The following is a 22,366-nucleotide window of genomic DNA, read 5'->3' as shown; positions in this document are numbered from 1 at the left end:
GAATGGCATGCAGGAACAAACGAACGACGCACCGGAACCTTGGCATCGATCAGGACACCCCGGAACACGTGAAACGGAACCCTGCCACCGGGAAACAGGTCCCGGAAGCCGGTGTCATTTCGAAAAGGCCGCACCTCCGAGTGCGAAGACCGAGTTGGGGGCGTTCACGCGGATCGGTTTGACCACCGGTGCGCTGGAGATGGCCCGTTTGATCATGGGGGCGTTTTCCACCACCACGCCTTTGGCCAGCTGTTCGTCCACCAGCGACTGCAGGGACACCGAGTCGAGGAAATCCACCATTTTGGCGTTGAGCGCGGCCCACAGCTCGTGGGTCATGCAGCGGTTGCCTTCACCCAGGCAGTTTTCCTTGCCGCCACACTGGGTGGCATCGATCGGCTCGTCCACCGAAACGATGATGTCGGCCACGGTGATTTCCGAGGCCTTGCGGCCCAGGCTGTAACCACCACCCGGGCCACGCGTGGATTCCACCAATTCGTGGCGCCGCAGTTTGCCAAACAGCTGCTCCAGGTAAGAGAGCGAAATCTGCTGGCGCTGGCTGATGGCCGCGAGCGTGACGGGACCGTTGTTCTGGCGCAGGGCCAGATCGATCATGGCTGTGACCGCAAAGCGGCCTTTGGTCGTGAGGCGCATTTCAAGCTCCTGAAAGTTGTGGCTTGACCGTCGTTGAAGGTTTGGTGGGCATCAACCCAGCAAACCGCTTCTCCGCCCACCCTGCCGCACCGTTGGCGACTGACACTTCGAAGTCTTTCCCGACTATTTTGATCGAGTATACCCGAAAACCCTGTTCCCTGCTCAAGCTTGCACGGCTGCGCCCAGAGGAGCGGCTCCAGGGTCCGCGGCAAAACTGAAGGTCACGCAGGTGCCCGGGTGAGCGCAGGAGAACCGCACCTCGGCGCCGATTTCCGACGCCCGCATCCGGATGTTGCTGATACCGCGGCCACCTTCACGGAAACCCGATTCCAGCGGATCACCCAGTCCCACGCCGTTGTCGGCGGCACTGAGGAAGATGCGCCCTCCCCGCTCCCAGGTGCGCACCGTCACCCGGGTGGCTTGTGCGTGCTGGACCACGTTGGCAAAAACCTCCTGCAGACACCGGAACAGGTGCATCACACCACGCACTTCCAGTCCCGGAACGGCGGAAACGGCTTCGACCTGCCAGTCCAGATCGATGCGGGCGGCTTGCAGCGTCGGCGAGATGCGCTGGCGCAAGGTGCCCAGGATGGTGGGCAGGTCACCATCCATCGGTTCCAGCGAATCCAATGTCATGCGCAGCTCTTCGAGCGCGTGGTTGAGCATGTTCGCCACGGACGCGCTGTCCACCTTGGCGCCACTGCTGTGCACCAGGTTGAGCGTCTGCACCAGCTGGCTTCCGAGGCCGTCGTGCATGTCGCGGGTCAGTCGCCGACGTTCGGCCTCCAGCACACGCTGGTTCTCCACCACGCGCAGACGGTCAAACACGGCGTGCAGTTCAGCCTCGCGCTCGTTCACCTTGCGCGCCAGCTCGGTATTGAGCTGGGCAACCTGTTCCATCGCCTGTGCTGTGCGCCGGACCAGCACCCAGCCCATGGCAAACATGAGCACCAGGCTGCCCGGTGTCATCCAGCGGATGTCGGTGTCCCCGGGAAAGTCCATCTGCACCACCAGGAAATCCCGCAAACCGGTGGCCATGGTGGCCAGGCTCACCACCACCATCAGACGCTGGTTCACGTTCATGCCCCAGCGGGCCCTGTGTATCACCTTCAGGATGGCCAGCACGCACACCAGTGCGATCACGCCCGTCCACAGCCGGTAGAGCTGGTAGTTCTCCAGCCCGGCTTGCAGCGCCAGCCAGAACGGCCCGAGCGCCATCATGGCCACTACCAGCTTGCGCACCAGGCTTTGCCGGAAATCGAACAGTTCCGACATGAACAGGTAGGTGAACCCGCAATACCAGGTGAAGCTGAGTTTGTGGATGTAGTCCCAGATCAGGAACGGCCCGGGCAGAAACACCGGCGTGGACAACCAGAGTCGCACGGTCAGCACCACCAGTCCACCGCCCAGCAAACCAAACAGGGGCTCAGCGGTCCGGGACCAGATCAGCAGCGACAGCACACCCATCATGAACGACGAGGCGGCCACCATCCAGGTAAGGTTGACTTGCCACCAGGTCAGCCACCGGAAGCGCTGGTACAACACATCCCGGGGGCCCACCCAGACCGGTGACAGTCCGCTGATGCGCAGCAACTGCCCCTTGATCTGGATCTCGATCCGGTTGTCGGCCCATTGGGGCGCCATCAGGCGCTGCGGGAGCTGAACGAAATGTGCCCGCGTGCCGGCATCACAATAGCCGGCGCTCCGCCGCCAGCACTCTGCCGACAGCTCCTGTCCGTTGAACAAAACCCGGAAACGCACTCCCACGCGGGGCAGCAGGAGGGCCAGGCCGCTCTCAATCTGCACGGCTTGCGCCAGGGCCTCGGGCAGCGCCAGCCGGTAGTGCGCTTCGCCGCGCCAGCTGCGCCGCTCGTTGTCCCAGACGTGGGGCAAATCCACGGCGCTGGCTGATGCTTCGTCCTGTCCCGCGAGCAGCACGGTCGCCTGCTCAACCGCGATCGCGCCGGGCATGTGGCCCACGCGGGTCGCCAGCCCGAGCGCCAGCAACATCAAGCCCACCAGCAACCCGGCCCAGAAGTAGGCCGGCGTCCGGTGCAGGCGCTGCAGCAGTGGCTGCCACAACCTCAAAGCAGACCCCGCTGCTGGGCCGCGCGAACCACCTGAACGCGGCTGTGCACCGCGAGCTTGCGATAGAGGTTCTTGATGTGCGTGCCCACCGTGGCCGGCGAGATCGTCAATTTGACGGCTATCTCCTTGTTCACGTAACCCTTGGCGACCAGCTGAAGCACTTCGGTTTCACGGTCCGACAACAGAACCTCGTGCAACAGCTCCACCGCGGGCAAAGACGACTGCACCTCGCGAAACTGTTTCAGCAGCATGCGCGCCAACAGCGGTGAAATGGGGGCGCCCCCTTCGCGGATCTGTTCGATGGCATCAATCAGGGCCTCAGGGCTGCAGCCCTTGAGCACGTAACCCGTGGCGCCCGCTTCCAGCGCGGCCACCAGCCTCGATTCTTCGCCAAAAACGGTGAAAACCAGCAGCTCGGCATCGGGTTGCTGGCGCGCCAGCAATCGCAGCAGGGCTTCACCGCTGCCATCGGGTAGACCGAGGTCCACCAGGAACACATTGGCGTCCGACGCCACGGCGTGCCGCCGCGCGTGGGCCAGCGTGGCGGAGTGACCCAGCAGACGCCACAGCGGGCGAATCAGCAGCGCTTGCTGCACAAACTGCAGGATGCTTGGATCGTCTTCTACCAGGTAGATGCGCGTGTCAGAGCCCGGCCCCTCCGGTTCGCGCAGCGCTTGCGGTGCTTGCATAAATGGATCGGTTGCTGGTTGCCCCCGCGTCCCGTCCATGCTGGCCGGCCCCTGCGCGGGTGCTTGTGGCGCCATTGTCCTTCATTGTTTTCAGGCCACATTGTCCACACCGGGCGCGCCAAAGATCTGCGCCTTGAGGTGGTGCAACTGGTCGCGAACGCCCGCCGCCTTTTCGAATTCGAGGTTGCGCGCATGCTCCAGCATCAGCTTCTCCAGCCGCTTGATCTCACGCGCCACGTCCTTCTCGCTCATGTCGTCCACGCTGGCGCGCAGCGCGCTCTCGGCGGCCAGGCGGTCGGCTTCCTTGCCGGCCTTTTCGCTGTACACGCCATCAATCAGGTCCTTGATGCGCTTGTTGATGCTGCGCGGCTCGATGCCCATGGCCAGGTTGTGCGCGATCTGCTTGGTGCGGCGGCGCTCGGTCTCGCCGATAGCACGCGCCATCGAATCGGTGGTGCGGTCGGCGTAGAGGATGGCGCGGCCATTCAGATTGCGCGCCGCGCGGCCAATGGTCTGGATCAGGCTGCGCTCGGAGCGCAGGAAGCCCTCCTTGTCGGCATCCAGAATGGCCACCAGCGACACCTCGGGGATGTCGATGCCCTCGCGCAGCAGGTTGATGCCGACCAGCACGTCGAACGCGCCCAGGCGCAGGTCGCGCAGGATTTCCACGCGCTCCACCGTGTCCACATCGCTGTGCAGGTAGCGCACCTTGACGCCGTTTTCCGTCAGGTAGTCGGTCAGCTGCTCGGCCATGCGCTTGGTCAGCGTGGTGATGAGCACGCGCTCGTTCTTCTCCACGCGGATGCGGATTTCCTGCAGCACGTCGTCCACCTGGTGGGTGGCTGGGCGCACCTCCACCTCCGGGTCCACCAGGCCGGTGGGGCGCACCAGCTGCTCCACCACCTGGCCCGAGTGCGTCTTTTCGTAGTCGGCCGGCGTGGCCGAGACGAAAACCACCTGGCGCATGCGCTGTTCGAACTCTTCAAGTTTGAGCGGCCGGTTGTCCAGCGCGCTGGGCAGGCGGAAGCCGTACTCCACCAGCGTGGTCTTGCGGGCGCGGTCGCCGTTGTACATGCCACCGAACTGGCCCATGAGCACGTGGCTCTCGTCCAGGAACATCAGCGCGTCTTTGGGCAGGTAGTCGGTCAACGTGGACGGGGGCTCGCCCTCGGCCGTTCCGGACAGGTGGCGCGAGTAGTTCTCGATGCCTTTGCAGTGGCCCACTTCGCTGAGCATTTCCAGGTCGAAGCGGGTGCGCTGTTCCAGCCGCTGCGCCTCCACCAGCTTGCCCATGCCCACCAGTTGGCCCAGGCGCTCGCGCAGTTCGTCTTTGATCAGTTCCACCGCGTTGAGCACCTGCTCGCGCGGCGTCACGTAATGGCTGCTGGGGTAAACCGTGAAGCGAGGGATCTTCTGCCGCACCTTGCCGGTGAGCGGGTCGAACAGCTGCAGGGTCTCCACTTCGTCGTCGAACAGCTCGATGCGGATCGCCATCTCGCTGTGTTCGGCCGGGAACACGTCGATCGTGTCGCCGCGCACGCGGAACTTGCCACGCGAAAAATCGGCCTCGTTGCGCGCGTACTGCATGCGCACCAGCTGGGCGATCAGGTCGCGCTGCCCCATCTTGTCGCCCACACGCAGCAGCATCACCATCTGGTGGTAGCTCTCGGGCTTGCCGATGCCGTAGATGGCCGAGACCGTGGCCACGATCACCACGTCGCGCCGCTCCAGGATGCTCTTGGTGCAGGAGAGGCGCATCTGCTCGATATGCTCGTTGATCGCGCTGTCCTTCTCGATGAACAGGTCGCGCTGCGGCACATAGGCCTCGGGCTGGTAGTAGTCGTAGTAGCTGACGAAGTACTCGACCGCGTTCTTCGGGAAGAACTCGCGGAACTCGCTGTACAGCTGCGCGGCCAGCGTCTTGTTGGGCGCGAACACGATGGCCGGGCGCCCCAGACGGGCGATCACGTTGGCCATGGTGAAGGTCTTGCCCGAGCCGGTCACGCCCAGCAGGGTCTGGAACACCTCGCCGTCGTTCACGCCCTCCACCAGCTGCGCGATGGCGGTGGGCTGGTCGCCCGCGGGTGGATAGGGCATGAAAAGCTCGAACGGCGAGCCCGGAAAACGCACGAACTCGCCTTCGGGCGCACTCGGTTCTTCGACAGGGCTCAAGGAAACGGATGGAAGGGCAGACATGGGCGGATAAAATGGCGGTCGAACCCGACAGCCTACCGCAATCGACGCGCCGCTGCCACACGGCTTCCGACCTCCTTTCTTTTCGCGCACCCTTCCACTTCAGGACCTCTGACATGTCTTTGTTCACCGCCGTCGAAATGGCCCCCCGCGACCCGATCCTGGGTCTGAACGAGCAGTTCGCTGCCGACACCAACCCCAACAAGGTCAACCTCGGCGTTGGCGTGTATTTCGACGACAACGGCAAGCTGCCTTTGCTGCAGTGCGTGCAGGCCGCTGAAAAGACGATGATGGAAAAGCCCACGGCCCGTGGCTACCTGCCGATCGACGGCATCGTGGCCTACGACAACGCCGTCAAGGGCCTGGTTTTCGGCGCCGATTCCGACGTGGTCAAGAGCGGCCGCGTGGCCACCGTGCAAGCTATCGGCGGCACCGGCGGCCTGAAGATCGGCGCCGACTTCCTGAAGAAGCTCAGCCCCAATGCCACCGTGCTGATCTCCGACCCGAGCTGGGAAAACCACCGCGCGCTGTTCACCAACGCCGGCTTCAACGTCGACACCTACCCCTACTTTGACCAGAGCGCCAACGGCGGCCTGGGCGGCATCAATTTCGACGGCATGCTGGCCAAGCTGAACGCCGCCGCCGAGGGCACCATCGTGCTGCTGCACGCCTGCTGCCACAACCCGACCGGCTACGACATCACCCCGGCCCAGTGGGACCAGGTGATCGCCGTCGTGAAGGCGCGCAACCTGACCGCGTTCCTGGACATGGCCTACCAGGGCTTTGGCTACGGTATCGCCGAAGACGGCGCCGTGATCGGCAAGTTCGTGGCCGCCGGCCTCAACATCTTCGTCTCCACCAGCTTCTCCAAGAGCTTCAGCCTTTACGGCGAGCGCGTGGGCGCCCTGAGCGTGGTGGGCTGCAGCAAGGAAGAGACCGACCGCGTGCTGAGCCAGCTCAAGATCGCCATCCGCACCAATTACTCCAACCCACCGATCCACGGTGGCGCCATCGTGGCCGCCGTGCTGGGCAACCCCGAACTGCGCGCGCTGTGGGAAAAGGAACTGGGTGAAATGCGCGTGCGCATCAAGGCCATGCGCCAGAAGCTGGTCGACGGCCTGAAGGCTGCCGGCGTGCAAAAGGACATGAGCTTCATCACCACCCAGATCGGCATGTTCAGCTATTCGGGCCTGTCCAAGGACCAGATGGTGCGCCTGCGCAGCGAGTTCGGCGTCTACGGCACCGACACCGGCCGCATGTGCGTGGCCGCGCTCAACAGCAAGAACATCGACTACGTCTGCCAGGCCATCGCCAAAGTCATCTGACCCGGTTGAACCTGAAAGAAAGGCCACTCAATGAGTGGCCTTTCTGTTTCTGAAGCCCATGGAGCCCGATCACCCCCAGATGACCGAGCGCATGGAAATGGAAGCCGCCTGGAAGCTGTTGTTGAAGAAACGGGGTGCTTCGCCCGCTTCCACCGCCCCCGCGGCGTACAAGAGGGGCAGGTAGTGGTCCCAGGTGGGGTGGGCCATCTGGGCCAGCGGGCCCAGTGCACGGAATCCGTCCAGGGCCTCCAGCCTCCCTTCGGCGATGTGATCGCCCGTGATGCGGTCAAACTCGATCGCCCAGTCGTAGGCCTGGTGGTCGGCGGCCTCGCGGCGGATGGCGCGCAGGTTGTGCACGATGTTGCCGCTGCCCACGATCAGCACACCCCGTTCGCGCAGGGCGCGCAGTTGCTGTCCCAGCTCAAAATGTTCGGCCGGCGGACGGCTGTAATCCATGCTGAGCTGGATCACCGGGATGCTGGCATCCGGAAACATGGGCTTGAGCACCGACCAGGTGCCGTGGTCCAGACCCCATTCCAGATCGTCCAGGCCCAGCGGCGCCCCGCTGCCCGGCTGCGACACGGCCGCGCTGATCGCCCGCGCCATCGCGGGCGATCCGGGTGCCGGGTAGCGCTGGTCGAACAGCGCCTGCGGAAACCCGCCGAAATCGTGGATCGTGCGCGGATCGTCCATGGCGGTGAGCTGCCAGCCGCGCGTGATCCAGTGGGCGGAAATGCACAGGATCAGGCGCGGGTGTGGGCCCCGTTCCAGCAGTTCGGTGCCCAGCATCTCCCAGCTGCGCCGATAGGCGTTGTCTTCGATGGCATTCATGGGACTGCCATGCCCCAGAAACAGCACCGGCTGGCGCACGGACAGGGGCCAATCCATCAACGTGTCCAGACGGGAAACGGTCGAAACCGGTGTGGAGGATTGGGCGGCAGAGGTCAGACTCATGGGAATTCCCAACGCGGTGGCGGCAAGGGCGAGGCCGGAGTGGATCAGAGGGCGGCGTTGCATGAAGAGGAAGGGTTCGTGGATCGGCTGTGGATCGATGCCACAACAGCCGGAAAGCTCGATATCGATTCTTTCACGAAGGTGACAACCTGCCAGTGAATTTAGGTGTTTTCACTCTCACGCGCCCGAGCGCATACTGTTATATTGCACTGCAACATAACGGAAGAATCAGTCCCATGCTCTACCAGATTTACGAAACCCAGCGTTCCATCATGGAGCCGTTCGCTGACCTGGCCGAAGTGGCTTCCAGGCTCTACAACAACCCCGCTCTGCCACTGGCCCAGTTGCCCATGGCGCAGCGCATGTCGGCGGGCTACGACCTGATGCACCGGCTGGGCAAAGACTACGAAAAGCCCGTTTTCGGCATTCACACGGTCGATGTGGATGGCGTGGATGTGGCGATCCACGAGCGCGTGGAGCTGGACAAACCGTTCTGTGAGCTGCGCCGCTTCAAGCGCTTCTCCGACGACACCGCGACCCTGGAGAAGCTGAAGGGGCAGCCCGTCGTGCTGGTGGTGGCACCGCTGTCCGGCCACTACGCCACGCTGCTGCGCGACACCGTGCGCACCATGCTCAAGGACCACAAGGTCTACATCACCGACTGGAAGAACGCCCGCCTGGTGCCCCTGTCCGAAGGTGAATTCCACCTCGACGACTACATCAACTACGTACAGGAATTCATCCAGTACCTGCAAAAGGGTTACGGCAACTGCCACGTCATGAGCGTGTGCCAGCCCACCGTTCCGGTGCTGGCCGCCGTTTCGCTGATGGCCAGCCGCGGCGAAATGACGCCGCTGTCCATGACCATGATGGGCGGCCCCATCGACGCCAGCAAGTCGCCCACGGCCGTCAACAATCTGGCGACCCAGCGCAGCCACAGCTGGTTCGAAAACAACGTGATCTACCGCGTGCCGAGCAGCTTTCCGGGCGCTGGCCGCCGTGTCTACCCCGGCTTCCTGCAGCACACCGGTTTCGTGGCCATGAACCCCGACCGCCATGCCACCAGCCACTACGACTATTTCAAAGACCTGATCAAGGGCGACAACGAGAGCGCCGAAAACCACCGCCAGTTCTACGACGAGTACAACGCGGTGCTCGACATGGACGCCGACTACTACCTGGAAACCATCGAGACGGTGTTCCAGGACTTCAAGCTGGTCAACGGCACCTGGGACGTGAAATCCGTGAAGGGCAAGATCGAGCGCGTTCGCCCAGAGGACATCAAGGCCACCGGCCTGCTCACGATCGAAGGCGAGCTCGACGACATCTCCGGCTCGGGCCAGACGGCCGCCGCCCACGACCTGTGCACCAGCATTCCCAAGACGCACCAGATGCACTACGAAGCCAAAGGTGCGGGTCACTACGGCATCTTCAGTGGCCGGCGCTGGCGCGACATGGTCTACCCGGTGGTGAAGACCTTCATCCTGTCCCACCAGCCCAAACCGGCGCAGGCAGCCGCTGCTGTCGCGCCGACCGCGCCCGCCGTTGTGACCAAACCCACCGTGCGCGCCGCCAAACCGGCCCAGGCCAAGACGGTGAACAAGGTGGCAGCGCCCGTCGCCAAGGCATCGCCGGTCAAAGCCGTGGCCAAGCCCGTGACCAAGGCCCCGGTCGCCGCCGCCAAACGCAAGACCCCTCCCCGCTCCGCTTGATGGCGTGCGGGCCGGGGAGCGCCCTGCTCCCCGGTATATTGGCGACATGAACGATCTCGCCCGGCGCATCGACGCCGCCTTGCCCCAGACCCAGTGCACCCGCTGCGGCTACCCGGACTGCGCCAGTTACGCCGAAGCGGTTGCCTCAGGGGAAGCCGGCATCAACCAGTGCCCGCCCGGCGGCACAGAAGGCATTGAACGGCTGGCCAGCCTCACCGGCCGAAGCCCATCACCGCTGAACCCGAGCAACGGTATCGAAGGACCGCTCACCCTCGCGGTGATCGATGAAGACTGGTGCATCGGCTGCACCCTGTGCATCAAGGTCTGTCCGACCGATGCCATCGTCGGCAGCAACAAGCGCATGCACACCGTGATCGAGCCCTTCTGCACGGGTTGTGAACTCTGCCTGCCGGTCTGTCCGGTGGACTGCATCTCATTGGAGATCGTCAGTGGCGAGCGCACCGGCTGGCAGGCCTGGACCACCGAACAGGCCGCCCAGGCCCGCCAGCGCTACGACGAACGCAAGCTGCGGCTGGCCCGCGAGCAGGTCGAACACGATCGCGTGCTCGAAGCCAAGGCCCGCATGAAATACGCCGATCTGGAAGCCCATTCGCAGCACACCGATCCGGCTGTACTGGACAAGAAGCGCGCCGTCATTGAAGCGGCACTGGAGCGTGCACGGGCCAAACGCCTGGCCAGCGGCGCTTGAGCGTCACACCTGCCGGGGCATCGTTCACTGGAGGCTCAGCGATTTGTAGACGCCGCAGCCCAGGTACAGGTCGTCCACCCGGGTGACATACGACATCTTGGTCTGGATCGCACCACTCTGCGGGTTGACGATGTCGTACTCGACCCAGCCAGGCTCCAGTTCCGCCTGTGCCACGATGCTATCCAGCAGCGCCTGGCCATCGATGCCGGCGATGTCCTGTACCCGGGAGCCCACTTTTTCCGGTTTGCCACCAAACGCCAGGTAGGCGCCCTGACGGTCGAGCACAAAGACGTACATGTCCCGATCGAAGAATGGGCCATCTGGCGCACTCAATTCGCGCAGGAAGGCCTCGCGCCCGGTGGTTCCACGGAAGTCCAGCGCCTGATCAACCAGGGTCATCGCTTCTTCGGCGGTCCCCTGCTGCAACATGAAGGACGACACGGCCCGGGACAGATTGGCCGCGCGGTCCTCCAGCTGGTTCGCCTGGACCACGGCGCGCTCCACCATCTGGGCGTTGCGCTGCGTGATCTCGTCAAGCTGGCTCACCGCCGATGACACCTGGATCAGGCCGGTGCTCTGCTCGGCACTGGCGGCCGAAATGAGCGACATGTTGGCCGCCACGCCGCGCACCCCGTTGACGATCTCGGTCATGTTGCCGCCCGCCGCGCGGATCTGCTTCACGCTCGCCGCCACCTGGGTGGCCGACGCTTCGATCAGCTGCCGGATCTCCTTGGCCGAGGCCGCCGAACGCTGGGCCAGCATGCGCACCTCGCTCGCCACCACCGCAAATCCGCGCCCCTGCTCGCCGGCCCGTGCCGCCTCCACCGCGGCGTTCAAGGCCAGGATGTTGGTCTGGAAGGCCAGGCTGTCGATCACGCCGATGATCTCGTTCATCTGTTGCGCGCTTTTCTGGATGGTCTCGACCGAATCCACCGCCCGCCCCATGGACTGCGCACCGGATTCGGCCACATCGCGCACCCGCGCCGCCTGCGAGTCGGAGTCGCTGGCCGTCTCCGCGTTCTGGTGCACGGTGCTGGAGAGCTGCTGCACGCTGGCGGCCGTCTCTTCCAGGTTGGCCGCCTGTTGTTCGGTGCGGTCCGCCAGGTCGCGGTTGCCCAGCGCCAGGCTTTTGCCCGCGTGCGCCACCAGCGCCGAGTTGCTGCGCACCTCCGCCACCATCGACGACAGGTTGCGGATCATGCCGTCCAGCAGACGGGCCAGATCGGACAGCTCGTCGTTCCCCCGTATCTTCACGCGGGCCTGCAGGTTGCCGGCCGCCGTCTGCTTCATCACGGTCAACACATCGCGAAAATCGATCACGAAGCTGCGATAGAACGACAGCAGCAGGAAGAGCAGCAGGCCCAGACCGAACAGCGCAGAACCCACCGCGATCTGGCGCTGCCATTGCAAGGTGCCGGCACGTTCGTCCAGCAGCGCATCCAGCCTTTGCAGCACCGCGGTCTGGTGCGCGCGGATCGCCGCAATGGTCTGCGTGCCCGCATCGAAATAGGCCTGGCTGCTGACGGTACCGGCCGTGTCGAACGCCTGGCGCGCGGTCTGTACAAAGGCCTCCGTCGAAGCCAGTGCGGCCTCACCTTGCAGATCGTTCTGATCGTGGCGGGCTGCGAAGCCCATGGAAAAACGGATGTCCTGCGTTTCGGCGGTGAGCATGTCAAGCTGCAGGCGCAGGCCACTCATCGCTTCGGCCTGTGGTTCGGACAGGCTGAGCTGCCCCGCCCCCAGGCCGCGCAGGCGAGCAACGGCTTCGCCCCAGCCAATGGTGCGAGAGACCACCATGTCCATGAGGAAATAGGTGGCCGCCTCCGGATCGAACAGCAGCTGGGACCGTTCACCCGTGGTGTAAATCAGCCGCCGCAGCTCGCTCACCACGGCGGTGTGCTGGGCGAACGCATCGACCGGGTCACCACTTTCGATCGATGGCAGCTTCTCGATGCGCGTCTGGAGGTCCTGCCATTCGCGTTCAAGCCCCATCCGGGGCAGCTCGTCCACCGCCGCCCGTGTAGCGGCCAGTGACCGGGTCAGTTCGCCGCGGGTCTTGTCGAGTGCGCCGCGCACAGCGGTGTTACCCGACAGCAGCATGTTCGTCTGCCCCCGATGGGTCTGCACGGACTGCACCACATCGGCCATGAGCGAAATCACCCGCACGCCGTCGGCTTCGTTTTCGGCGAGGCGGATGTCCTCACCCAGTCGCTGAACCAGCAAGACGCAGATGACCAGCAGGGGGACCACCAGCACCGACGACAAGACGCCCAGCTTGGTGGGCAACCGGAGGCGGCGCATCAGCCAGATGCCTGGCGCTAAGGGTGAAAAGCGGAACATGCGCGAAGGTCTCCTGATTCGATGGAACTCTGAGGGTTTATCGGTCCGTTTCCCCTGGGCTTGAACTTTTTCGGCCACCGGAGCCGTCATGTGGCGCTTCAGTGCCTGGCAGGAATCCCGGACTGCCGGGCCTCAAAGTGCCGGAACAGCTGCTCCACCATCAGGTGAAGCGCGTCGTCGGCCAGGTTGTGGGCATGGGCGAGCTGTTCCAGTGCATAGCGCCGGTCGCACAGCATCAGCGCACGGCTGACACACATGCCATGGCTGGACATGCGCAAGGTGAAGGTTTCCAGCAATTCGCGCGGCCACGGCAGCGCCAGCTCACGCTCGCGCCATTGGGGTTGTCGCTGTGCCCATCGGGCGTCGCCTTGTGCCAACAAAGGCATGGCAGCGGGTGGCTCCGCACCGACGGGCGATGGTGACTGCATCGAGCGCATGGATAGTCCCTCCTTGATGAAGTCCAGCCCCTGCGACAACCGGAAAACCGGCTTTTCTGGCGAACTTTTGATGTCTCAAGGGTATCGGCCATCCAACCCGCGGATGCACCGAACAAACGGTGGAAAACCACCCTGCTCCGCGGTTTGCACCCCGCACCAGGCAAAAAAAACCCTGCAGGTGCGAACACCTGCAGGGCCGATCTCCTCCGGTCCGTCAAACCATCAAGCCGCTGCCGCCAGCCTGTCAAAGGCGCTCACCACTTCGGGCGGCGCCTGCACCAGCTCGATCAGCACGCCCTCGCCCGCAATGGGGAACTCATCGTTCGCCTTCGGGTGCAGGAAGGTGATGTCAAAACCCGCTGCACCCTTGCGGATGCCACCGGGCGCAAAACGCACACCATGGGCGGTCAGCCACTGCACCGCCAACGGCAGGTCGTCGATCCACAGGCCGATGTGGTTCAGCGGCGTGGCATGCACCGCGGGCTTCTTCTCGGGGTCCATCGGCTGCATGAGATCGACCTCGACCTTGAAAGGGCCGCTGCCGATGGCGCAAATGTCTTCATCCACATTCTCGCGCTCGCTTTTGAAGGTTCCGGTGACCTCCAGCCCGAGCATGTCGACCCAGAGTTTCTGCAGGCGCTGCTTGTCCGGTCCGCCGATGGCGATCTGCTGGATGCCCAGCACCTTGAAGGGGCGTTGTCGTGGTGTCATGAATCAGTGAATGCCGTTGTTGAGTGAATGGGGGACCTGCTCCAGCGTCCAGACGGTGGCCGGTGGCAGGTTGGCCCAGACCGAGGCCGCGCGCCGCCAGTGCCAGCCGGGCGGAATGCCGTCAAACGGGCGCAGGTGCGGTGATGCATAGGTGTACTGGACCAGGCGGGAATGTGGCTGGCGCGAGACCAGCGCCAGCATGGCGTCGATGCACAGGCGCGCCTCGTGCGCCGGCATGGACAGCAGGGGCAGTGACGACACCAGCGTCACCGGCGTGTCGGCCCCTATGACCAGCCGGTCAACACGGGAGGCACAGTGGTTGAGCACCTCGACCTCGGGAAAAGCGATGCGCAGCAGGCCGGCGAAGTCGGGGTCGAGCTCATAGACCACGAAGCGATCCAGCGCCCGCGCGGCGGTCGCCAGCCGGCGGGTGATGGCCCCGGTGCCGGCGCCCACCTCGATCAGCACCCCGGGTGCACCGCGCAGCGCCTCGTCGCAGACCGCCTGGGCCAGTGCCCGGGAAGCGGGGGCAATCGCACCCACGCGCCGCGGGTTGCGCAGACAACCCAGAGCGAAAGCCAGACCATGGTCCATGCGAGACCCCTCGAAGCCAACGGGAATCGAAGGGTATCCCATTTCCACCGGGCTTGTCTGTGTGCCAGTGTGTTCGGCCGGGATCAGCCGAATTCGACGATCGGCTGGTCGACCACCAGCGATTCGCCCTTGGCGGCCAGCACTTTGGACACCACGCCGTCGGCCGCAGCGAACAGCACGTTCTCCATCTTCATGGCCTCGATCACGGCCACGCGCTCGCCGGCCTGGACCTTCTGGCCCACCTGCACCGCCACGTCGACGAGCAGGCCGGGCATGGGCGAGAGCACGTATTTGCTCATGTCGGGCGGCGCCTTGAACGGCATGAGCTTGTGCAGCTCGGCCATGCGGGCGGACACCACCACGGTTTCGATGCGCGTGCCGTTGTGCTGCACCACGAGGGCCAGCGGGTTGCGCAGCGTGCCACGCTCCACCTGGGCGGTGAAGGGCTGGCCGTTGCACGCGCCGTTGATGCAGACGTCGTTCAGGCGCGAAGGGCTGCTGATGGCAAAGCGCTTGCCCTCCACCGTGACCACCGCGGAACCGACCTGCCCCACCACCTCGTCCACGTGCACCGCCGTGTAACGGTTTTCGCCGCTGTTCCCCAAGGTGATCACGCTGAAGTCGTGACCGACCTTGACGCCGTAACCCGGCAGCTGGCCCGTCAGACCCGCCGCGCGCTCGCGCGACTTGCGGCGCACGAAAGCGGCCAGCGCGACCAGGAAGTCGGCATCGTCGTGCGGCACGTCTTCGGCCCGGAAGCCGTGCGCGTAGTGCTCGGCGATGAAGCCGGTGTTGAACTCACCGCTGACGAATTTCGGGTGCGCCAGCAGCGCGGCCTGGAACGGAATGTTGCTGCTGATGCCGCGGATCACGAAGCCATTGAGCGCCTCGCGCATCTTGGCAATGGCTTCATTGCGGTCCTTGCCGTGCACGATGAGCTTGGCGATCATCGAGTCGTAGTACATCGGGATCTCGCCACCATCGACCACGCCCGTGTCCACGCGCACGCCGTACAGGTCGGCGGTGTTGGACTGGTGCATGGTCTGCGCCGGCGGCTGGAAGCGCACCAACCGGCCGGTGCTGGGCAGGAAGTTGCGGAACGGGTCTTCGGCGTTGATGCGGCACTCGATCGCCCAGCCGTTGCGCTGCACATCGGCCTGTGTCAGCGGCAGCTTCTCGCCGGCCGCCACGCGGATCATCAGCTCCACCAGGTCGACGCCGGTGATGCACTCGGTGACCGGGTGCTCCACCTGCAGGCGGGTGTTCATTTCCAGGAAGTAGAAGTCCTGGTCCTTGCCGACCACGAACTCCACCGTGCCGGCGCTCTGGTACTTCACCGCCTTGGCCAGCGCCACGGCCTGCTCGCCCATGGCCTTGCGCGTGGCGTCGGAGATGAAGGGCGACGGCGCCTCTTCGATCACCTTCTGGTGGCGGCGCTGGATCGAGCACTCGCGCTCGTTCAGGTAGATCACGTTGCCGTGCGAATCGCCCAGAACCTGGATCTCGATGTGGCGCGGCTCGAGCACGTATTTTTCGATGAACACACGGTCGTCACCGAAGCTGTTGCGGGCTTCGTTGCGGCAGCTGGTAAAACCTTCGAACGCCTCTTTATCGTTGAAGGCCACGCGCAGACCTTTGCCGCCGCCGCCGGCCGAGGCCTTGATCATCACCGGGTAGCCGATGTCCTTGGCAATCTCCACCGCGCGCTCGGCCGTCTCAATGGCATCGTTCCAGCCCGGAATGGTGTTGACCTTGGCCTCGTTGGCCAGCTTCTTGGAAGCGATCTTGTCGCCCATGGCCGCGATGGAAAAATGGCGCGGGCCGATGAAGGCGATGCCCTCGTCTTCACAGCGCTTGGCGAAGGCCTCGTTTTCCGACAGAAAGCCATAGCCGGGGTGGATGGCCTGTGCGCCGGTAGCCTTGGCCGCGGCGATGATCTTGTCGGCGACGAGGTAGGACTCGCGCGACGCGGCCGGACCGATCAGCACAGCCTCGTCGGCCAGCTGCACGTGGCGTGCTTCCTTGTCGGCCTCGGAATACACCGCCACGGTGGCGATGCCCATTTTCTTGGCGGTGGCGATCACGCGGCAGGCGATCTCACCACGGTTGGCAATCAGGATTTTGGTGAACATTTCAGTCTCCTAGACGAGAGCAAGTGTGTTTGTTAGGTTATGCATCGCTGAACCCGCCATGGGCACGGTGTGCCAGCCTCCGCTCATGTCCCCCGCCGACCTGCGGTCGGCTCCTCCTTTACTTCGCTGCGACAGGCACACCGTGCCCATGGCTGCGAAGGAGGTGAAGACAAAACCGGCCGAACACGCGTCACTCGGAATCGGGTGGTGCGGGCGTTTTGCGGAGGTAAAGGAGGAGCGCGCAGCGCGGGGGACACGGAGCAAAACGTCCGCGCCGCCCGATTCAGCGCCAGAGAAAATCATGGCACGCACAAAAGAAATCACAGCGGAATGTTCCCGTGCTTGCGCCACGGGTTTTCCAGCTTCTTGTCCTTCAACATCACCAGCGAACGGCAGATGCGCTTGCGCGTCTCGTGCGGCAGGATCACGTCGTCGATGAAGCCGCGCGCGCCCGCCACGAAGGGGTTGGCGAAGCGGGCCTTGTATTCGGCCTCGCGCCCGGCCAGCTTGGCCGGGTCCTTCTTCTCTTCGCGGAAGATGATTTCCACCGCGCCCTTGGCGCCCATCACCGCGATCTCGGCGTTGGGCCAGGCAAAGTTCACGTCGCCGCGCAGGTGCTTGGAGGCCATCACGTCGTAGGCACCGCCGTAGGCCTTGCGCGTGATCACGGTGATCTTCGGCACGGTGCACTCAGCGTAGGCGTAGAGCAGCTTGGCGCCGTGTTTGATGATGCCGCCGTACTCCTGGCTGGTACCGGGCATGAAACCGGGCACGTCCACGAAGGTGATCACCGGGATGTTGAACGCATCGCAGAAACGCACGAAGCGCGCGGCCTTGATGCTCGACTTGATGTCCAGGCAACCGGCCAGCACCAGCGGCTGGTTGGCCACGATGCCGACCGTCTGGCCGTCCATGCGCGCAAAGCCGATCAGGATGTTCTTCGCGTACTCGGGCTGCAGCTCGAAGAAGTCGCCGTCGTCCACCGTCTTGACGATCAGCTCCTTCATGTCGTAAGGCTTGTTCGGGTTGTCCGGAACCAGCGTGTCCAGGCTCAGCTCCATGCGGTCGATCGGGTCGCCGCTGGGGCGCACGGGCGCCTTTTCGCGGTTCGAGAGCGGCAGGTAGTTGTAGAGCCTGCGCAGCATCAGCAGCGCCTCGACGTCGTTCTCGAACGCGAGGTCGGCCACGCCGCTCTTGGTGGTGTGCGTCACGGCACCGCCCAGTTCTTCGGCGGTCACTTCTTCGTGCGTCACGGTCTTCACCACTTCAGGGCCGGTGACGAACATGTAGCTCGAATCCTTGACCATGAAGATGAAGTCGGTCATGGCGGGCGAATACACCGCACCGCCGGCCGAGGGGCCCATGATCATGCTGATCTGCGGCACCACGCCGCTGGCCATCACGTTGCGCTGGAACACGTCGGCATAACCACCCAGGGAGGCCACGCCTTCCTGGATGCGGGCGCCACCCGAATCGTTCAGGCCGATCACCGGCGCACCGACCTTCATGGCCTGGTCCATGATCTTGCAAATCTTCTCGGCATGCGCTTCGGAGAGCGCGCCGCCAAAGACCGTGAAGTCCTGGCTGAACACGAACACCAGGCGACCGTTGATCATGCCGTAGCCGGTGACCACACCGTCACCGGGGATCCTGTTGTCCTGCATGCCGAAGTCGGTGCAACGGTGCTCGACGAACATGTCCCACTCTTCGAACGTGCCTTCGTCCAGCAGCACCTCCAGCCGTTCGCGCGCGCTGAGCTTGCCTTTGGCGTGCTGCGCGTCGATGCGCTTTTGCCCGCCGCCGAGGCGGGCTGCGGCGCGCTTTTGCTCCAGTTGGTCCAGGATTTCTTGCATGCGTTTTCTCCAGAAAAATCGGTACGGGTTCAGTCAAACAGTTCAAGCAACTGGCGGGCAGCGGTCGACGCTGGCAGTTCACCGGCCAGCACCCGGCGGGTGGTGTCGTCGAGCCGTGCGCGGATCTGCGGGTGCTCGCGGAAGCGTTGTTTCAGGCCGGCGTCGATGCGCTCCCACATCCAGGCGCCCGCCTGGTGCTGGCGGCGCGCGGCGAGCCGGCCGTTGGCGGTCTGCACGGTGCGGAATCGGGACACTTCGGCCCAGAAACTGTCCACGCCCTGGTTGTGCAGCGCGCTGATCTGGATCACCTGCGGGTGCCAGATCTGGTCGTCATGGTGGGCATGCTCGGGGTGTCCATGCAAACCGAGCAGGCGAAGGCTGGACGTGATCTGCGCGCGGGCGCGGGTGGCGGCGTCGGGGTCAATGTCGGCCTTGTTGATGACCACCAGGTCGGCCAGCTCCATCACGCCCTTCTTGATCGCCTGCAGGTCGTCGCCCGCGTTGGGCAGCTGCAGCAGGCAGAACATGTCGGTCATGTTGGCCACGGCGGTTTCGCTCTGGCCCACGCCCACGGTTTCCACCATCACGATGTCGTAGCCCGCGGCTTCGCAGACCAGCATGGCCTCGCGCGTCTTCTCGGCCACGCCCCCCAGCGTGCCGCTGCTCGGGCTGGGGCGGATGTAGGCCTTCTCGTGCACGCTCAGGTGCTCCATGCGGGTCTTGTCGCCCAGGATGGAGCCGCCCGAGACGGTGGACGAGGGGTCGATGGTCAGCACCGCCACCCGGTGGCCCAGCCCAATCAGGTACAGGCCCAGCGCTTCGATGAAGGTGCTTTTGCCCACGCCGGGCACACCGCTGATGCCGAGCCGGAACGACTGGCCGGTGTGCGGCAGCAGCGCGGTCAACAGCGCGTCGCCCTGCGCGCGGTGGTCGGCGCGGGTCGATTCCAGCAGCGTGATGGCCTTGGCCATGGCGCGACGCTGTACGGCGCCGGTGCCGGCCAGCACACCGGCCTGCAACTCGGCAGGAATCACGCAAGCGCCTTCTTGATCTGCTCCAGCACGTCCTTCGCGCTGGCGGGAATGGGCGTGCCGGGGCCATAGATGCCCTTAACACCAGCCTCGTACAGCATCTCGTAGTCCTGGCGGGGAATCACGCCACCGACGAACACGATGATGTCGTCGGCGCCCTGCTTCTTCAGCTCGGCAATGATGGCCGGCACGAGTGTCTTGTGACCGGCGGCGAGCGTGGAAACGCCCACGGCATGCACGTCGTTCTCGATCGCCTGGCGGGCGCATTCTTCGGGCGTCTGGAACAGCGGGCCCATGTCCACGTCAAAGCCCAGGTCGGCGAAGGCCGTGGCCACCACCTTGGCGCCGCGGTCGTGGCCATCCTGGCCCAGCTTGCTGATCATCACGCGCGGGCGGCGGCCTTGTGCCTCTGCAAACGCGTTGATCTCGCCCTTCAGGGCATCCCAGCCTTCGGCGGAGTCGTAAGCAGCAGCGTACACACCGGTCACCTTTTGTGTATCGGCGCGGTGGCGCCCAAAAACTTTTTCCAGCGCATCGCTCACCTCGCCCACAGTGGCGCGCAGGCGCATGGCCTGGATGCACAGGTCCAGCAGGTTGCCCTGGCCCGATTCGGCGGACGTGGTCAGCGCATTGAGCGCCGCTTCCACTTTGGCGGCGTCACGATTGGCCTTGATCTGCTTCAGTCGAGCGATCTGGCCGTCGCGCACCGCCACGTTGTCGATGTCGCGCGCTTCGATAGCGTCTTCGGTCTTGAGCTTGTATTTGTTGACGCCAACGATCACGTCCTTGCCGCTGTCGATGCGCGCCTGCTTTTCAGCCGCCGCCGCTTCGATCTTCAGCTTGGCCCAGCCGCTGTCCACGGCCTTGGTCATGCCACCCATGGCTTCGACCTCTTCGATGATGGCCCAGGCCTTGTCGGCCATTTCCTGCGTCAGCGACTCCATCATGTAGGAGCCGGCCCAGGGGTCCACCACGCTGGTGATGTGGGTCTCTTCCTGGATCACCAGCTGCGTGTTGCGGGCGATGCGTGAACTGGTGTCGGTGGGCAGCGCAATGGCTTCATCGAAGGCGTTGGTGTGCAGGCTCTGGGTGCCGCCGAACACCGCCGCCATGGCTTCTATGGTGGTGCGCACCACGTTGTTGTACGGGTCCTGCTCGGTCAGCGACCAGCCCGAGGTCTGGCAGTGCGTGCGCAGCATCAGGCTCTTGGGATTCTTGGCGTCAAAGCCTTTCATGATGCGCGTCCACAGCAGGCGGGCCGCGCGCATCTTGGCGATCTCGAGGTAGAAGTTCATCCCGATCGCCCAGAAGAAACTCAGGCGCCCGGCGAACCCGTCCACGTCCATGCCCTTGGCGATGGCGGTCTTCACATATTCCTTGCCGTCGGCCAGGGTGAAGGCCAGCTCCAGCGCCTGGTTGGCGCCGGCTTCCTGCATGTGGTAACCCGAGATCGAGATCGAGTTGAACTTCGGCATGTGCTGGGCCGTGTACTCGATGATGTCGCCGATGATCTTCATCGACGGCTCGGGCGGGTAGATGTAGGTGTTGCGGACCATGAACTCCTTGAGGATGTCGTTCTGGATGGTTCCGCTCAGCTTGTCTTGCGACACGCCCTGCTCTTCGGCCGCGATCACATAGCCGGCCAGCACCGGCAGCACGGCGCCGTTCATGGTCATGGAGACACTGACCTTGTCCAGCGGGATCTGGTCGAACAGGATCTTCATGTCCTCGACCGAGTCGATCGCCACACCGGCCTTGCCCACGTCGCCGGTGACGCGAGGGTGATCGGAGTCGTAGCCACGGTGCGTGGCCAGGTCGAAGGCCACGGACACGCCCTGCCCGCCCGCGGCCAGCGCCTTGCGGTAGAACGCATTCGATTCTTCGGCGGTGGAAAAGCCGGCGTACTGGCGGATGGTCCAGGGCCGCACCGCGTACATGGTGGCCTGCGGGCCGCGGATGAAGGGCTCAAAGCCCGGCAGCGTGTTGGTGTGCGGCAGGTTCGCCGTGTCTTCTGCCGTGTACAGCGGCTTGACGGAAATACCGTCGGGCGTGACCCAGTTCAGCGCGTTCACGTCGCCGCCGGGCGCGGACTTCTGGGCCGCCTTGGTCCAGGCTTCGAGGGTGGCGGGGGCAAATTCGGGCTGTTTATGGCTCATGGCAGGCAGGTACTTGGAACGACGGAAGGGAGACTCGGGAGCGCCGGCGATTTTATATCATTCATAATTATTGATGCAAAATATTCCTGCGGTCTTACAATCAGCAGCCCGTCACACACCGTTTTCCCAACCACTCGCCCCATGTCCGCCCTGTCCCTCGCCCCCCGCGCCCTGTATGAAGAAGTCGCCGAGCTGCTGCGCCAGCGCATCTTCAACCGCGAGCTGGAGCCCGGCAGCTGGATCGACGAACTCAAGATCGCCGAGGAATACGGCATCAGTCGCACGCCGCTGCGGGAAGCGCTGAAGGTGCTGGCGGCCGAAGGCCTGGTGACCATGAAGGTGCGCCGCGGTGCCTACGTGACCGAAGTGTCCGACAAGGACCTGGCCGACGTCTACCACCTGCTGGCGCTGCTGGAGTCGGACGCCGCGGGCGTGGTGGCGCAGCGCGCGAGCGACGCCGAACTCGCCGAACTCCAGGGGCTGCACACCGAGCTCGAAGCCGCCGCAGACGACCGCAACCGCTTCTTCGCCCTGAACGAGCGCTTTCACATGCGCCTGCTCGAAATCGCCAGCAACCGCTGGCGCGAGCAGATGGTGGCCGACCTGCGCAAGGTCATGAAGCTGAACCGCCACAACTCGCTGTTCAAGACCGGGCGCATCGACGAGTCGCTCGCCGAACACCGCGCCATCATGACCGCCCTGCTCGCGCGCAACGCCGAGCTGACCCAGCAGCGCATGCACGAGCACTTCCAGAACGGGCTCGAAGCCGCGACCTGAAGCAACCCGGCCTT

At 64.5% G+C, this 22,366-nt stretch carries 17 protein-coding genes; 4 read left to right on the top strand and 13 right to left on the bottom strand.

Features of this window, described 5'->3' with window-relative positions; all coding sequences use genetic code 11:
• Positions 1 to 114: 114 nt before the first annotated feature.
• The 4 genes from iscR to uvrB form a co-directional block, all read right to left on the bottom strand.
• The gene (gene iscR, locus F3K02_RS04825; RefSeq protein WP_177133874.1) at positions 115 to 651 is read right to left on the bottom strand and encodes a Fe-S cluster assembly transcriptional regulator IscR; all 537 of its coding nucleotides are present in this window, start codon (positions 649 to 651) and stop codon (positions 115 to 117) included.
• Positions 652 to 813: 162 nt separating this feature from the next.
• The gene (locus F3K02_RS04820; protein WP_177133872.1) at positions 814 to 2,739 is read right to left on the bottom strand and encodes a sensor histidine kinase; all 1,926 of its coding nucleotides are present in this window, start codon (positions 2,737 to 2,739) and stop codon (positions 814 to 816) included.
• The gene (locus tag F3K02_RS04815; protein ID WP_177133870.1) at positions 2,736 to 3,428 is read right to left on the bottom strand and encodes a LuxR C-terminal-related transcriptional regulator; all 693 of its coding nucleotides are present in this window, start codon (positions 3,426 to 3,428) and stop codon (positions 2,736 to 2,738) included. Before F3K02_RS04815 ends, F3K02_RS04820 begins: the two co-directional genes overlap by 4 nt.
• 90 nt (positions 3,429 to 3,518) lie before the next feature.
• Positions 3,519 to 5,624 (bottom strand): excinuclease ABC subunit UvrB, encoded by a 2,106-nt coding sequence (gene uvrB, locus F3K02_RS04810; protein WP_177133868.1) that lies wholly within the window; start codon positions 5,622 to 5,624, stop codon positions 3,519 to 3,521.
• 113 nt (positions 5,625 to 5,737) lie between these two features.
• Between uvrB and F3K02_RS04805 the strand changes: the two genes are divergently transcribed.
• Positions 5,738 to 6,946, top strand: a complete 1,209-nt coding sequence (locus F3K02_RS04805) for an amino acid aminotransferase (protein ID WP_177133866.1) — start codon at positions 5,738 to 5,740, stop codon at positions 6,944 to 6,946.
• A 69-nt stretch (positions 6,947 to 7,015) separates the two neighbouring features.
• On the opposite strand, the gene ygiD is transcribed toward F3K02_RS04805, so the two are convergent.
• Positions 7,016 to 7,834: a 4,5-DOPA-extradiol-dioxygenase gene (gene ygiD, locus F3K02_RS04800; protein ID WP_246309179.1), complete on the bottom strand. Its 819-nt coding sequence runs from the start codon at positions 7,832 to 7,834 to the stop codon at positions 7,016 to 7,018.
• 302 nt (positions 7,835 to 8,136) lie between these two features.
• Here ygiD and F3K02_RS04795 point away from each other — a divergent pair, with 302 nt between their 5' ends.
• Together F3K02_RS04795 and rsxB are read left to right on the top strand one after the other, a co-directional pair.
• Complete coding sequence (locus F3K02_RS04795; protein WP_177133862.1) at positions 8,137 to 9,612, top strand: polyhydroxyalkanoate depolymerase; 1,476 nt, start codon at positions 8,137 to 8,139, stop codon at positions 9,610 to 9,612.
• A 46-nt stretch (positions 9,613 to 9,658) separates the two neighbouring features.
• Complete coding sequence (gene rsxB / locus F3K02_RS04790) at positions 9,659 to 10,321, top strand: electron transport complex subunit RsxB (RefSeq protein WP_177133861.1); 663 nt, start codon at positions 9,659 to 9,661, stop codon at positions 10,319 to 10,321.
• A 24-nt stretch (positions 10,322 to 10,345) separates the two neighbouring features.
• On the opposite strand, the gene F3K02_RS27865 is transcribed toward rsxB, so the two are convergent.
• The 8 genes from F3K02_RS27865 to scpA form a co-directional block, all read right to left on the bottom strand.
• Positions 10,346 to 12,661, bottom strand: coding sequence for a methyl-accepting chemotaxis protein (locus F3K02_RS27865; protein WP_343066996.1), 2,316 nt, complete (start codon positions 12,659 to 12,661; stop codon positions 10,346 to 10,348).
• Positions 12,662 to 12,759: 98 nt separating this feature from the next.
• Entirely contained in the window at positions 12,760 to 13,098 is a 339-nt protein-coding gene (locus F3K02_RS04780) for a hypothetical protein (protein WP_177133858.1), read from the bottom strand.
• Positions 13,099 to 13,320: 222 nt separating this feature from the next.
• On the bottom strand, positions 13,321 to 13,809 hold the full coding sequence (locus F3K02_RS04775) for a VOC family protein (RefSeq protein WP_177133856.1): 489 nt from the start codon (positions 13,807 to 13,809) through the stop codon (positions 13,321 to 13,323).
• Between the two features lie 3 nt (positions 13,810 to 13,812).
• Positions 13,813 to 14,403, bottom strand: coding sequence for a class I SAM-dependent methyltransferase (locus F3K02_RS04770; RefSeq protein WP_177133854.1), 591 nt, complete (start codon positions 14,401 to 14,403; stop codon positions 13,813 to 13,815).
• 83 nt (positions 14,404 to 14,486) lie between these two features.
• Entirely contained in the window at positions 14,487 to 16,535 is a 2,049-nt protein-coding gene (gene accC / locus F3K02_RS04765; protein WP_177133852.1) for an acetyl-CoA carboxylase biotin carboxylase subunit, read from the bottom strand.
• 320 nt (positions 16,536 to 16,855) lie between these two features.
• Positions 16,856 to 18,388: an acyl-CoA carboxylase subunit beta gene (locus F3K02_RS04760; protein WP_177133850.1), complete on the bottom strand. Its 1,533-nt coding sequence runs from the start codon at positions 18,386 to 18,388 to the stop codon at positions 16,856 to 16,858.
• Between the two features lie 29 nt (positions 18,389 to 18,417).
• Entirely contained in the window at positions 18,418 to 19,422 is a 1,005-nt protein-coding gene (gene meaB / locus F3K02_RS04755) for a methylmalonyl Co-A mutase-associated GTPase MeaB (protein WP_177133848.1), read from the bottom strand.
• On the bottom strand, positions 19,419 to 21,575 hold the full coding sequence (gene scpA, locus F3K02_RS04750) for a methylmalonyl-CoA mutase (protein WP_177133846.1): 2,157 nt from the start codon (positions 21,573 to 21,575) through the stop codon (positions 19,419 to 19,421). The genes meaB and scpA overlap by 4 nt, the downstream gene beginning before the upstream one ends.
• A 141-nt stretch (positions 21,576 to 21,716) precedes the next feature.
• Here scpA and F3K02_RS04745 point away from each other — a divergent pair, with 141 nt between their 5' ends.
• Positions 21,717 to 22,352, top strand: a complete 636-nt coding sequence (locus F3K02_RS04745) for a GntR family transcriptional regulator (RefSeq protein WP_177133844.1) — start codon at positions 21,717 to 21,719, stop codon at positions 22,350 to 22,352.
• The last annotated feature ends 14 nt before the right edge of the window (positions 22,353 to 22,366 follow it).

The sequence above is a fragment of the Hydrogenophaga aromaticivorans genome, from assembly GCF_013387465.1.
GTDB lineage: Bacteria > Pseudomonadota > Gammaproteobacteria > Burkholderiales > Burkholderiaceae_C > Hydrogenophaga > Hydrogenophaga aromaticivorans.
Note: the sequence above shows the minus strand (reverse complement) of the source record. Positions and strands in the feature narration are given on the sequence as shown.

Bases quoted from the DNA above. Each gene is read 5' to 3' on its own strand.
- F3K02_RS04760 (WP_177133850.1), bottom strand. From the start codon at position 18,388: ATGCAAGAAATCCTGGACCAACTGGAGCAAAAGCGCGCCGCAGCCCGC.
- accC (WP_177133852.1), bottom strand. From the start codon at position 16,535: ATGTTCACCAAAATCCTGATTGCCAACCGTGGTGAGATCGCCTGCCGC.
- F3K02_RS04795 (WP_177133862.1), top strand. From the start codon at position 8,137: ATGCTCTACCAGATTTACGAAACCCAGCGTTCCATCATGGAGCCGTTC.
- ygiD (WP_246309179.1), bottom strand. From the start codon at position 7,834: ATGGATTGGCCCCTGTCCGTGCGCCAGCCGGTGCTGTTTCTGGGGCAT.
- rsxB (WP_177133861.1), top strand. From the start codon at position 9,659: ATGAACGATCTCGCCCGGCGCATCGACGCCGCCTTGCCCCAGACCCAG.
- F3K02_RS27865 (WP_343066996.1), bottom strand. From the start codon at position 12,661: ATGTTCCGCTTTTCACCCTTAGCGCCAGGCATCTGGCTGATGCGCCGC.
- F3K02_RS04745 (WP_177133844.1), top strand. From the start codon at position 21,717: ATGTCCGCCCTGTCCCTCGCCCCCCGCGCCCTGTATGAAGAAGTCGCC.
- F3K02_RS04815 (WP_177133870.1), bottom strand. From the start codon at position 3,428: ATGCAAGCACCGCAAGCGCTGCGCGAACCGGAGGGGCCGGGCTCTGAC.
- F3K02_RS04775 (WP_177133856.1), bottom strand. From the start codon at position 13,809: ATGACACCACGACAACGCCCCTTCAAGGTGCTGGGCATCCAGCAGATC.
- F3K02_RS04805 (WP_177133866.1), top strand. From the start codon at position 5,738: ATGTCTTTGTTCACCGCCGTCGAAATGGCCCCCCGCGACCCGATCCTG.
- F3K02_RS04780 (WP_177133858.1), bottom strand. From the start codon at position 13,098: ATGCGCTCGATGCAGTCACCATCGCCCGTCGGTGCGGAGCCACCCGCT.
- scpA (WP_177133846.1), bottom strand. From the start codon at position 21,575: ATGAGCCATAAACAGCCCGAATTTGCCCCCGCCACCCTCGAAGCCTGG.
- uvrB (WP_177133868.1), bottom strand. From the start codon at position 5,624: ATGTCTGCCCTTCCATCCGTTTCCTTGAGCCCTGTCGAAGAACCGAGT.
- iscR (WP_177133874.1), bottom strand. From the start codon at position 651: ATGCGCCTCACGACCAAAGGCCGCTTTGCGGTCACAGCCATGATCGAT.
- F3K02_RS04770 (WP_177133854.1), bottom strand. From the start codon at position 14,403: ATGGACCATGGTCTGGCTTTCGCTCTGGGTTGTCTGCGCAACCCGCGG.